Here is an 11,917-nt window from a genome sequence, read left to right as displayed (position 1 = left end):
TATGACGAATAACCCGCACCGGCGAGTCGGTTTATTAGGTGGGACCTTCAATCCTGTGCATAACGGTCATTTAGTAGTGGCACAACAGGTGCTAAGCCAGTTGGATTTAGATCAGGTCCTTTTTTTACCGGATAATTTACCCCCTCACGTTGACGCTAAAGGGGCGATCGCGGCTAAGGACCGCGTTAAAATGGTTGAACTAGCGATCGCAGGCAATGATTGTTTTGCTATGGACACTACTGAGATCGACCGTGGCGGTGTCAGTTACACCTATGATACCGTCAAAGAATTGCGCCTTAAACATCCCGACGTGGAGTATTATTTTATCATTGGCGGGGATATGGTGGCGTATTTGCCTAAGTGGTACCGCATCGATGAGTTAGTTAAAATAGTCAAGTTTGTTGGGGTCAAACGTTTGGGCTATCCGACTACGAGCCAATACCCATTGCTTTGGGTCGACGTTCCCAGGATCGAGATCAGTTCGACTTTGATCAGAAAAAAGGTGGCGCAGGATTGCTCCATTCGTTATTTAGTCCCCGACGCCGTTGCAGATTACATTAAAAAGGAGAATTTGTATCATGACTGAGATCGAATACGATGGCCGTTTTTATCCCGGCTCCCGCGATCAGTTGGTGGCAGCCGTGCGTCAGAGTGTGAGTGAACACCGCTTTGTGCATATCCTAGGAGTCGAAAAAGTCGCTGTTAAACTAGCACGGGCTAACGACGTGGATTTACAGCAGGCAAGTATCGCCGCGTTAACGCATGATTACGCTAAGGAACGTAGTGCAGCGGAGTTCACCCAGATCATTAAGGCAGAAAAAATGGACCCAGATCTGTTGCACTGGGGCAATTTTATTTGGCACGGAGTAGTTGGGGCTCGGATCGTCAAAAAAGAGTTGCAGATCACGGATCCGGCAATTTTAAGTGCTATCGTAAAGCATACGATCGGTGCGCCGGAAATGACCAAGTTGGAACAGATCGTTTACGTGGCGGATTTTATCGAAGAAGGGCGTAATTTCCCGGACGTAACGTTTGCCCGTCAGTTAGCCGCTAGTGATTTAGCTGCGGCGGTAGCGTTTGAAACGAAACACACTTTGCAATACCTGATGAGTAATAACCAAGCTATTTATCCCCAAGCGCTCGCAACGTATAACGCGTGGGTCGTAGGACAATAAAGGAGTGAGCGAATGGATAGTAAAAAACTATTAGAAATTGTGGTCAAGGCCGCTGATAGTAAAAGGGCAGAAGAAATTACGGCGCTTGACGTCGAGCAGGTTAGTTTATTAGCTGATTATTTCGTGATCATGCAAGCAGGGTCTAAACGGCAGGTGGCTGCGATCGCCGAAAATATTAAGGAAAAAGCACAAATGGCGGGAGCCGAAGTGCGTGACGTTGAGGGAAAACAAAACGCGCAGTGGATCTTGTTAGACTTGGGCGATGTGGTCGTTCATGTTTTCCAAACGGAGACCAGACAGTTTTATAATTTGGAAAAACTGTGGTCCGCTGCTCCAGCCGTCGAACTAACACAGTGGTTGGGTCAGTAGTTAACGGAAGGAACGTTCAATGCTAAGAGCAATTGGGGTGGTCGCTGAGTACAATCCGTTTCATCACGGTCATCTTTACCAACTCGTCCAGATCAAAAAGTACCAGCAAGATGCCGTGATCGTCGCCGTAATGAGTGGCAATTTTTTACAGCGCGGGGAACCGGCTTTTGTGGATAAATGGGTCCGTGCCCGTCAGGCGCTGAACAATGGGGTCGACTTGGTGGTGGAATTGCCGGTACTAACGTGTATTCAACCGGCCGATCGTTTTGCTTTGGGTGCGATCAGTGCTTTAGTCGCGTTACGAGTTGACGCCGTGGCTTTTGGTGCCGAACACGGTCAGTATGATTTCATGGCATTGGCCCGCCAAGTAGTTGACTTGCACGGCGATTTTCACCGTTACAGTGAGGCTTATGCCAAAACGTTTCAAGATGCGGTCACGGCTAAAGTTGGTCATAGTATCAGTGCTCCTAACGATCTGTTGGGCCTGGCCTACGCTAAAGCCAACCTCAAATTGGGTGCGCCATTACAGTTGCTGCCAATTCAGCGGGTAGCAGCCGGCTATCACCAGCAAAACTTGCCCGTAGGCGCTAATATCGCTAGTGCGACCGCGATCAGACAGCATTTTATGGCTCACGCTCCAGACGTGCGTCCGTACGTGACTGAAGATGTTTATCATGATTTGTGTTGTGGGCCTACGCTAACGTGGGATGATTTTTGGCCGTTACTACAATACGAATTACTGACGCAAAGTATTTCTCACTTACAGCAAATTTACGGGATGGCGGAAGGCATTGAATACCGGTTGCAGGAAAAAGCGCAGCGCCTAGGACCGCAAGCGGATTTTACTACCTGGCTCAAAGCAGTTAAATCCAAACGCTTTACTTATACCAGACTGACCCGCTTGGCGACCGCCATTTTATTGAACCTGCAAACGACTGAAGTGCAGGAATTCACGAAACACCCGTACTTACACTTATTAGGATTTAACTCGCGGGGGCGCCAGTATTTAAATACGATCAAAAAAGATTTTCCCGGTATTTTGTACGCTAAAATCACGCAAGCCGATCACAAAAAGGAATACCGCGCCGATTACCGTGCTGGTAAAATTTACCAGTTAAAAAACGGGCGCGAACAGGACTTGAAACGCCGGCCACTGATGGTCGAATAAAATTAGAATAACAAACAGATTTCCCGGGTACTGGTTAAGTGGGAAATCTTTTTTTAGATTAAAATTAGAAGTTTGCTTAATTTGGTTAATTTAAATTAAGTAGACTTCTAATTTTGATTGTGCTACAATTCATTTGTTAAATTAAATAAACCGCTTTCTAAATGGAAACCAGTGTAAATCTGGTACGGTCCCGCCACTGTGATTAACAAATTTTGTTATAAGTCAGGTCTTTTTAGTAAAGTGTTACCGGCAGTATCATTCTATCTCGTGGTCAAGGTGGAATGGTTTTCTTGTTAATTAAGCGACAAGTTATTAATAGTGAGTTTGCAAGATGGGAAGAATTACTTGAAAATATCGCGGCTGTTACGGTAAAGGATGTCGTCTTGCCCGCTTAAAAAGTTGGCGTAACGAGCGGCGGCAAAAAAGTAATCCGATAAACGATTAATAAAAATGACGGCGGCGGAATTAAGCTGGGCCTGTTTTTGGAGGGTGATGATGCGGCGCTCGGCTCTCCTAGTAACGGTGCGGGCGAGGTGTAAGCTGGCGGCTAAACTGCTTCCCCCAGGTAAAATGAATTTTTTGACAGCTGGTACCTGTTGCATGTGTGCGTCGATCCGTTTTTCTAACCAAGTTGTGGCGTTAGGATCAAAGATAAATTTAGCCTGAGGAAGGTCCGCAGGAGTTGCCAAATCGTGACCGACGTCAAAAAGCAGCTGCTGAATTTCTTCTAACTCCGGGTGTAATTCTTGGGTGGCAGTCGTGATTTGTGAAAGGGCAAAGCCGACGCAGGAATTTAGTTCATCGATCGTTCCGTATGCTTCTATGCGGGGGTCGTCTTTAGCTAATTGCTGGTTACCGATAATACGAGTAGTGCCGTGATCACCGGTTTTAGTATATATTTTCATTGGTAATCTCTCCTAACTTAGCTGATTTTACCTGTCATTATACACTTTTTGCTTGTGAATTTTAAACTTTGTTTATTATTTAACATGGCTGGCTGTCACGGTACCGCTGAGTTTGACTGTAGTTACTGATAGGAGAATAAAGATGAAAATTGTTCATGGAGGTAACAGAAAAAAAGTTGCGCAGCTTTTAGGGAAAGATTGCGCTGAATTGCTCGACTTTAGTGCCAACATCAACCCACTCGGCTTAGCTACGGGATTGCATCAGCGATTAGTGGCTGCTTTAACGAATGTTATTTATTACCCGGATCCGCGCTACCTCGAATTAAAAACGGCGCTGAGTAACCACTTTCAAGTTGACGTCAAAGACATTTTTGTGGGTAACGGGGCGATTCAGTTGATATTTGAGGTCGCGCTGGCATTAAAAGCGCGAAACGCGTTGGTATTGGCTCCCACGTTTGGTGAATATGAGCGTTCATTAAAGCGGGCAGGGACACGAGTTGACCATTACTATTTATCTCCTGAAAATCAATTTCAAGTTGATGTTGCCGCGGTTTTGACATATTTAAAAAAACACCCAAGAATCGATCTGCTTTGTATTTGCAACCCTAATAATCCGACGGGACAAGTTATTTCTCCTACCCAATTAGCGCCTTTGGTTGCATATTGTCGCAGACAAAACCTGCACTTAATTTTAGATGAAGCTTTTATGGATTTTGTAAAACGCGATCGGCTGAGTGCTATTAGGCAGTTAACGACTGAGTCACCCGTGATCATCATTCGTTCGGCAACTAAATTTTTTGCGCTCCCCGGACTAAGACTTGGTTTTGCAATCACCAAAGACCAGGCATTACAAGAAAAGTTAGTAAGGGATGCTGATCCTTGGACGGTCAACACACTGGCGGCGACAGTTGGTGTCCACATGTACGAAGAAGAAGAATACATAAATAAAACCTACGAATGGTTGGTACGAGAAAAGCAGTACCTATCCGAAAAGTTAGCTCAGCTCCCATACTTAACTGTTTACGAGTCCGCAACGAATTATTACTTATTGAGAAGTCGGGTCGCTAATTTACGGGAAAAATTATGGCAACAAGGGATCATGATCCGTGCTTGTGCGGATTACGTGGGTTTAGGCGCCGACTATTACCGCGTAGCCGTGCGTTCGCATGCGGAAAACGAGCAGTTGATAGCTGCACTAAGGCAAATTGAAATGTAAAAGAGATGACCATGATGAAGAAGATCTTGCTCGCCGCACCTAGCAGTGGCTCCGGCAAAACGACCGTTACTTTAGGACTTTTGAGTGCGTTGAGTGCCGACTTTGCGCTTCAGGCCTATAAAGTCGGTCCCGATTACGTAGACATTAAGTTTCATTCCCAGATCACGGGCAGAAAATCGCGTAATATTGACAGTTTTTTGGTTCCGGATGACGCCACCCTTGCATACCTGTTCGCTAAAGATACGGCTGACGTTGATCTAGGAATAGTCGAAGGAGTAATGGGATTATATGACGGCGTAGGGACCGATAAGGACGCGTATTCGACCGCCAGCATTGCCAAGAAGCTTGATTTGCCGGTGATTTTGGTGGTCGATGGTAAATCGGCATCGACTTCGGTAGCTGCACTGGTCAAGGGTTTTATAGAATTTGATCGTCAGGTGCAAATCGTCGGGGTGATCGTTAATGCGGTCCATGGTAAAAACCATTACCGTTTGATCAAAGGGGCACTTGAACGCTACGTTGGAGTGCGGGTACTGGGATACTTACCGTACCAACGAGAAATTGCGTTACCCTCCCGTCAGTTAGGCTTAGTTCCGGCGGCCGAAATTTCTCAGGTCATCAGCAAGATCGAACAGATCGGTGATCTAGTCAGAAAAAATATCGACCTAGCACAGATAGTTAAGTTAGCTACGCCGGTAGCACCAGTCAGCGCTGATCATTTTTGGGTTCCCCAAGTCACGTTAAAATTGGGGATCGCTTACGATGAGGCCTTTAATTTTTATTACGATGATAACTTAAAATTATTGGCAGAATCCGGAGTGACGATCACCTACTTTAGTCCGCTGCGCGACCACCACTTACCGTCAGTTGACGCTTTGTATCTCGGTGGTGGTTACCCGGAAGAATTTGCCAGTCAACTCGCCGCCAACCAAACGATGAAAGAAGAAATTTACCAGTTTTTTGCGGCAGGTAAACCGATTTACGCGGAATGTGGCGGGTTAATGTATTTGGGACAGCGGTTATTACTAGACGATCAGAGTTACCCGATGGTCGGCGTTTTTGCTGGTACTAGTCAAATGACTCCAAGTTTAAAGAAGTTTGGTTACTGTCAGGCCGTCGCACGTCAGGAGACATTAGTCGGTGGTCCCGGTGACGTGCTTGTTGGCCACGAGTTCCACCATTCCGTTTTTGTGCCTGACGATGATCAGCTACAGCCGGTGTTGGACTTTACTAAAACTAGGGACGGACAAGTCGTCGATCACTGGCAGGGAGGTTACCAACTGAAAAAAACATATGCTTGTTATTTACACGTTCATTTTTACCAAAGTCGGTCGTTTTTCCAGCATTTTCTCACAAGTTTAGGGGCGCGGTAAGATGATGATCGTGAGCATGGTGGTTTTGGGCTTTGGGTTAGACCTTTTATTAGGAGACCCCGCGGGCTGGCCGCACCCGGTGAAATTCATGGGGAAAATAATAGCGTTTTTAACTAAACTCTTTAATCGGCGCCAATTTAGCGCAACGACTAGGAAAATATTGGGAGTCGAGATGTGGCTGTTAGTTGTTTTGAGCAGCTGGGGGATAACTGCGGTGTTGTTGTGGGCAACTGCAGGTAGCCGGTGGTTACAATTTATTCTCGGCACGTACCTGTGTTATACCTGCTTGTCCGTTAAAGGTCTAGCCGTTGAAAGCCGCAAAATTATGCGGAGTTTGAACCAGCAAAATTTGCCGCAGGCGCGCCAGCAAGTGGGGATGATCGTCGGTCGGGATACTACGGAACTTACGGCGCCGGAGGTTTGTCAGGCTACGATCGAAACCATTGCGGAAAATACCAGCGATGGCGTGATCGCACCGTTATTATATTTGATGATCGGTGGACCGGCACTAGGAATTGCGTATAAAGCAGTCAATACGCTGGATTCGATGGTCGGTTACCGCAACGCTGAATTTAAAGACATTGGTTGGTTTTCTGCTAAAATGGATGACTTGTTCAATTATCTGCCGGCACGTTTGACTTGGGTGTTTTTGTTAGTGGCGACCTGTTGTTTGGGGTATGACGTTAAGCTGGCCGTTCAAGTCGGCTACCATGACCGGCACCACCACCTGAGCCCTAACAGTGGACTAGCCGAAGCGGTAGTTGCCGGTGCTTTAGGTTTACGCTTAGGTGGTCCCCATTATTATTTTGGTAAATTAGTGCCTAAGCCCTATATCGGCGTTGCTAACAGGACCGCTGATGTCGGGGCGATCACAGAAACGATCAAGATGTTGTACGTAGCGGCAGTTATAGGCCTGCTGGTATTTGTAGGTTTACGTTTAGTTTATGAATTAGCTGGAGGTTGAAGTAATGTCAGGTGGAAATTATATTACCGATCCTAATAAAATTACGGGTAAGAGTTTTGCGTTGATCCAAGCTGAAATTGATACCATTGCTCCTGAGCATCAGTTTAGCTCGGAGTTAGAAGAAGCGGTCGTTAAACGTGCCATTCATACCACCGCCGATTTTGATTATTTAACGACGTTGCACTTCACGCATAATGCACTGGAAAAAGCAAAAAAAGTGTTGGCTCAAGGCGGCAATGTTTTTACGGATACTACTATGGCTTTGGCGGGGATCAATAAGCGCAAACTCAAACGCTTGGGCTGTAATTATCATTGTTATATTGCCGACGAAGAGACGTTTAAGCTGGCGAAGCAAAAACAGATCACCAGGTCGATGGCGGCAATCGAAATGGCTGCTAAGATCCCGGGTGATAAGTTATTTGTTGTCGGTAATGCTCCAACTGCGCTGTATAAGATCTTGGAGATGACTCGCCAGGGCACTTTGGCGCCGACGGCTGTGATCGGGGTGCCGGTCGGATTTGTCGAAGCCAGCGAAAGTAAGGATGATTTATTTCACAGCGAGATCCCCGCGATCGTTGCTTTAGGAAGGAAGGGGGGCAGTAATTTAGCGGCTGCAATAGTGAATGCACTTTTAACTAAAATTATTGAGGAGTAGGTGAAAATGGTCGTAGATGATTTTGTCTATTATAACGGGCGTAAGTTAAGAAAGGGCTTTACTACCGGAACGACGGCCACGGCAGCGGCGGTGGCGGCGGCTAAAGCAATTTTAACGCAGCAGACGCAAACTGAAGTAACGGTGCTCGCGGCTAACGGGCAGCAGGTAGATTTTAAAGTGGCTTCCTGTGAGTTTGCAGCCGACTGGGCTAAAACCGCGGTCGTTAAAGATGGGGGCGACGATCAGGACGCAACGGACGGGATGTTGATTTATGTGACCGTTACTTTACGTGCCGATCACGAATTAAATTTAGACGGTGGTCCGGGGATCGGGCGGGTCACTAAGGAAGGATTAGCTAACCGACCGGGAACGGCGGCGATTAATCCGGTCCCTAGAAAGGTGATCAAAAAAGCAGTCAGAGCAGTTTTGGGACCAAGGCGTGGTGCTGATATTATCATCTCCGCTCCCGAGGGCCAGCGGGTCGCTAAACTGACGTACAACCCCAAACTGGGCATCGTCGGTGGAATTTCTATTTTAGGAACTAGTGGGATCGTGACCCCGATGTCTGCGGAATCATGGAAAAATTCGATTTCGATCGAGCTCAACATTCACCGCAAGAATGGTGAAGATCAAATCGTTTTAACTCCCGGACAGTATGGCGAAGACTTTGCCAAAAAAGAACTCAAGATCCCGGTTACTAAACAGGTTCAGATGAGTAATTTTGTGGGTTACGTCTTAAAGGAAGTTCAGCGGCTAGGTTTTAAGCGCGTGCTAATGGTAGGAGATATTGGTAAGTTGATCAAAGTTGCGGCTGGGATCTTTGCCACGCACAGTAAGGACGCCGATGCGCGGGTGGAGATCATGGTGGCTAACCTCGCTTTGATGGGGGCGCCGGTAGAATTACTGCGCAAGATCAGCGAGTGTTCGACCACGTTAGCAATGTTACCGCTGATCAACGCCGCCGGCTACGAGGGTGTTTACCAGCAGATCGCAGACAAGATCAAAAAAAGGGCAACCAAATTTTTGGCACATAAAAAACCGCACGTTGAGATCGAGGCGGTCATTTTTTCCAACCAAACGGGTTTTTTAGCCGCTACTAAACCGCAGGCAGAAATTGAGGCGCAGTGGCGATGATAACCGTATTAGGGATCGGACCGGGTGACAGAAGATTGTTGCTCATGCAACACCAGCAATATTTGCAAGAAGCAGAAGTAGTAATTGGTTCTAAGCGCCAGCTTGCTTGCTTTCCAGAAATTAAAAATAAAGCGCAGGTTTTGCCTAAATTAACCGCATTAGAGCGTTATTTAAGGGAGAATTTAAGTAAAAAAATCGTCGTTCTCGCTTCGGGAGACCCGCTGCTTTACGGGATCGGCAATTGGTTGGTGCAAAAATTTACCAGTGCGCGCGTCAAGATCATTCCGGGGATCAGTTCGTTGCAGTACTTTTTTAACCGCCTGGCTTTGCCGGCAAATGGGGCGTATCTAACTAGTAGTCACGGTAAGCTCCCTGATTTTGATTTTGTCTTGCAACACCCGTTGATCGCGATGATGACCGATGACAAGCTTGGTCCCTACGAGATTGCGCAAGAAATTAGCAAAAGAGGCCAGCACAGGCAAATATACATTGGTGAAAATTTAAGTTATCCCGACGAAAAAATCAGTCGGGAAACGGAAAAAACCGTAAGTAACAGACAATATCAGATGAATGTGGTGATCATTAAAAATGCGTGATGCTCTTTTTTTACGAAATCAAGTTCCAATGACCAAAGCAGAGGTGCGGGCGATCAGCCTTAATAAATTGGAGTTGAGTACCAAAAAAAGTCTATTAGATATTGGTGCCGGGACTGGAAGTATTAGCCTAGAAGCAGCGTTGACTTTTCCGCAGTTACAGGTGACGGCAATTGAGAAAAAAGAAGAGGCACAGGCGATCATGCGCCAAAACATGGATCAGTTTGGGAGCGGTAATATTGAATTGATCTCAGGCAATGCCCCTAGTCAAATTCCCGCTCGTATGTACGATGCGATCTTTGTAGGAGGAAGCGGGGGGAAATTAACCGAAATTATTAAGTTTGCCAGTGAACATTTGTGTCCGGCTGGTACGCTAGTCTTAAATTTTATTCTCTACGAAAATGCACTGCAAGCATTTTCCGAGTTAGAAAAACAAAAAGTAACAGAACTTGAAATGGTAAAAGTCGCGGTGGGGCAAAGAAAGCAATTAGGTAAGGGGCATTATTTTAAACCACAAAATCCGACTTATATTATCAGTGCAAGAAAGGATGATGAAAAATGACACTTGTTAGTTTTGTTGGCGCCGGTCCCGGTGATAAAGAATTGATCACTTTAAAGGGGTATCGCCGCTTAGCTCAGGCTGATATCGTCGTGTACACGGGGTCGCTGATCAATTTAGAGTTGCTTTCGTATTGCAAGGAAGACGTGCAAAAATACGATAGTGCACCGTTGACTTTGGAAAAGATCATCGACGTGATGGCAACTGGCGTCGAACAACATAAAAACGTCGTGCGCTTGCAGACTGGTGATTTTTCGATCTACGGTTCGATTCGCGAACAGATCGAAGAGTTGAAGAAAAGAAAGATCGACTTCGAATGTATTCCCGGGGTAAGCTCTTTTTTGGGCGCGGCTTCTCAGTTAGGTGTCGAATATACGGTACCCGAAGTGGCTCAAAGCGTGATCATTACGCGGATGGCCGGGAAAACGCCCGTTCCTGCCGGTGAGTCGTTAAAAGCATTAGCTGCGCACCAAACGTCGATGGTGATATTTTTGTCCACGCAAAATATTACTAACGTAGTTCGTGAATTAGTCGCCGGTGGCTATCCGCTAGCAACGCCGGCCGCTGTGGTGTACAAGGCGACGTGGCCCGATGAAAAAGTCGTGCGGGGCACTTTAGCCGATATTGCTGATCAGACTAAGAAAGAAAAGATTGTTAAAACGGCGTTGATCTTAGTCGGGCAGTTTTTAGGTGACCGGTACGCCTATTCTAACTTATATGATGCGTCGTTTACTCACGCTTACCGCAAGGGCAGTGCGGATGAGTAAGGATGAAAAACGAGTTGTTGTGCTTGCGTTGACCCGCATTGGCAGTCAGTTGGCTAGCAAAATCGGTCAGCAACTAGAGTGCAGCGTTTGTGTTCCCGCAAAATACGGCGAGAGCGGGGAAAATACTTTTGCTCAGGGACAATTTAAGGTAACGTGTCAACACCTATTTAGTACCTATGATTGTGTGATCTGCATCATGGCGACAGGGATCGTAGTCAGGACGATCGCTAGCGTTATTCAAGACAAGACGGTCGACCCTGCAGTTTTAGTGATCGACGAAAAAGGCCAGCACGTGATCAGCTTGTTATCCGGTCACGTTGGTGGGGCTAATGAGTGGACTCAACAAGTGGCTCGGCTCTTAGGAGCGGATCCGGTGATCACGACTGCTACCGACACTGAAAACGTTCAGAGCTTAGACATGCTGGCGCCGCGTTTTGCTGGTTGGTACCCCGATTTTAAATATAATACCAAACTATACAACTCTCGTTTGGCCGCACACGACCCCGTAGAAATTTACGTGGATCCTAATTTTACTGACAGGACGGGTAATTTGCGGGGCTTCACTGAAATTTCGGCCGTTGAGCGGAGAAATCCGGACATCCCTTTGGTAATAATTTCGGACAAAGATCATTACCGTAAAGAAAAAAATTGTTTACAGGTAGTGCCGCGCCTAAACGCGTTGGGGATCGGTGCTAGAAAAGCAGTTACATACCAAATGGCGCAGGAAGCTTTTAGTCAGTTTTGCCACACTAATCACTTGTTATGGCGTTCATTTTACGAAATCGATTCGCTGGAAGTTAAACGACATGAAAATGCGCTCCATTATTTAGCGGCCGTTTTGGGGATCCCACTGAGATTTTTTACGGCCGCTCAGTTACAAGCAACTGCGACTCATTATCAGCAGTCTGATTTTGTGTTAAAAACGGTCGGGGTGGGAAATGTTGCCCAGGCTGCGGCGCACCAAGCTACGGGCTCAAGGACGTTTACTGCCAGTTTTAGTGCTAACGAAATGACATTGGCAGCAAGTAGAAAGGAATGA

The 11,917-nt window shown here is 46.5% G+C and carries 14 protein-coding genes and 1 riboswitch; of the genes, 13 read left to right on the top strand and 1 reads right to left on the bottom strand.

Features of this window, described 5'->3' with window-relative positions; all coding sequences use genetic code 11:
* Nucleotide 1: 1 nt before the first annotated feature.
* Genes ACSYSK_RS05910 through ACSYSK_RS05895 form a run of 4 tightly spaced genes read left to right on the top strand, consistent with a single transcriptional unit; the run spans nt 2 to nt 2,712 of the window.
* The gene (locus tag ACSYSK_RS05910) at nt 2-586 is read left to right on the top strand and encodes a nicotinate-nucleotide adenylyltransferase (RefSeq protein ID WP_491715871.1); all 585 of its coding nucleotides are present in this window, start codon (nt 2-4) and stop codon (nt 584-586) included.
* The gene (gene yqeK / locus ACSYSK_RS05905) at nt 579-1,175 is read left to right on the top strand and encodes a bis(5'-nucleosyl)-tetraphosphatase (symmetrical) YqeK (RefSeq protein WP_491714231.1); all 597 of its coding nucleotides are present in this window, start codon (nt 579-581) and stop codon (nt 1,173-1,175) included. Before ACSYSK_RS05910 ends, yqeK begins: the two co-directional genes overlap by 8 nt.
* A 12-nt stretch (nt 1,176-1,187) precedes the next feature.
* Nucleotides 1,188-1,544 (top strand): ribosome silencing factor, encoded by a 357-nt coding sequence (gene rsfS / locus ACSYSK_RS05900; protein WP_491714230.1) that lies wholly within the window; start codon nt 1,188-1,190, stop codon nt 1,542-1,544.
* A gap of 19 nt (nt 1,545-1,563) precedes the next feature.
* Entirely contained in the window at nt 1,564-2,712 is a 1,149-nt protein-coding gene (locus ACSYSK_RS05895; RefSeq protein ID WP_491714229.1) for a nucleotidyltransferase, read from the top strand.
* Between the two features lie 135 nt (nt 2,713-2,847).
* Nucleotides 2,848-3,002: riboswitch (adenosylcobalamin (AdoCbl) riboswitch) on the top strand.
* A gap of 51 nt (nt 3,003-3,053) precedes the next feature.
* On the opposite strand, the gene ACSYSK_RS05890 is transcribed toward ACSYSK_RS05895, so the two are convergent.
* Nucleotides 3,054-3,617, bottom strand: a complete 564-nt coding sequence (locus ACSYSK_RS05890) for a cob(I)yrinic acid a,c-diamide adenosyltransferase (RefSeq protein WP_491714228.1) — start codon at nt 3,615-3,617, stop codon at nt 3,054-3,056.
* 142 nt (nt 3,618-3,759) lie between these two features.
* Between ACSYSK_RS05890 and cobD the strand changes: the two genes are divergently transcribed.
* Genes cobD through ACSYSK_RS05845 form a run of 9 tightly spaced genes read left to right on the top strand, consistent with a single transcriptional unit; the run spans nt 3,760 to nt 11,917 of the window.
* Nucleotides 3,760-4,833, top strand: coding sequence for a threonine-phosphate decarboxylase CobD (cobD, locus tag ACSYSK_RS05885; protein ID WP_491714227.1), 1,074 nt, complete (start codon nt 3,760-3,762; stop codon nt 4,831-4,833).
* 14 nt (nt 4,834-4,847) lie between these two features.
* Nucleotides 4,848-6,206, top strand: a complete 1,359-nt coding sequence (locus ACSYSK_RS05880; protein WP_491715870.1) for a cobyrinic acid a,c-diamide synthase CobB — start codon at nt 4,848-4,850, stop codon at nt 6,204-6,206.
* Nucleotide 6,207: 1 nt separating this feature from the next.
* Nucleotides 6,208-7,170 carry an adenosylcobinamide-phosphate synthase CbiB gene (cbiB, locus tag ACSYSK_RS05875; protein ID WP_491714226.1) on the top strand — a complete coding sequence of 321 codons (963 nt, stop codon included), beginning with the start codon at nt 6,208-6,210 and terminating at the stop codon, nt 7,168-7,170.
* Between the two features lie 4 nt (nt 7,171-7,174).
* Complete coding sequence (locus tag ACSYSK_RS05870; protein WP_491714225.1) at nt 7,175-7,825, top strand: cobalt-precorrin-8 methylmutase; 651 nt, start codon at nt 7,175-7,177, stop codon at nt 7,823-7,825.
* A gap of 6 nt (nt 7,826-7,831) precedes the next feature.
* Nucleotides 7,832-8,959, top strand: coding sequence for a cobalt-precorrin-5B (C(1))-methyltransferase CbiD (gene cbiD / locus ACSYSK_RS05865; protein ID WP_491714224.1), 1,128 nt, complete (start codon nt 7,832-7,834; stop codon nt 8,957-8,959).
* Nucleotides 8,956-9,555, top strand: coding sequence for a cobalt-precorrin-7 (C(5))-methyltransferase (locus ACSYSK_RS05860; protein WP_491714223.1), 600 nt, complete (start codon nt 8,956-8,958; stop codon nt 9,553-9,555). Before cbiD ends, ACSYSK_RS05860 begins: the two co-directional genes overlap by 4 nt.
* A complete protein-coding gene (locus tag ACSYSK_RS05855) occupies nt 9,548-10,114 on the top strand; it encodes a decarboxylating cobalt-precorrin-6B (C(15))-methyltransferase (protein ID WP_491714222.1) in 567 nt (188 codons plus the stop codon). The genes ACSYSK_RS05860 and ACSYSK_RS05855 overlap by 8 nt, the downstream gene beginning before the upstream one ends.
* Complete coding sequence (locus ACSYSK_RS05850) at nt 10,111-10,878, top strand: cobalt-precorrin-4 methyltransferase (RefSeq protein WP_491714221.1); 768 nt, start codon at nt 10,111-10,113, stop codon at nt 10,876-10,878. Before ACSYSK_RS05855 ends, ACSYSK_RS05850 begins: the two co-directional genes overlap by 4 nt.
* Nucleotides 10,871-11,917, top strand: a complete 1,047-nt coding sequence (locus ACSYSK_RS05845) for a cobalt-precorrin 5A hydrolase (RefSeq protein WP_491714220.1) — start codon at nt 10,871-10,873, stop codon at nt 11,915-11,917. Before ACSYSK_RS05850 ends, ACSYSK_RS05845 begins: the two co-directional genes overlap by 8 nt.

The sequence above is a fragment of the Ligilactobacillus sp. ESL1201 genome, from assembly GCF_058503265.1.
This window is presented reverse-complemented; position numbering and strand designations above follow the sequence as displayed.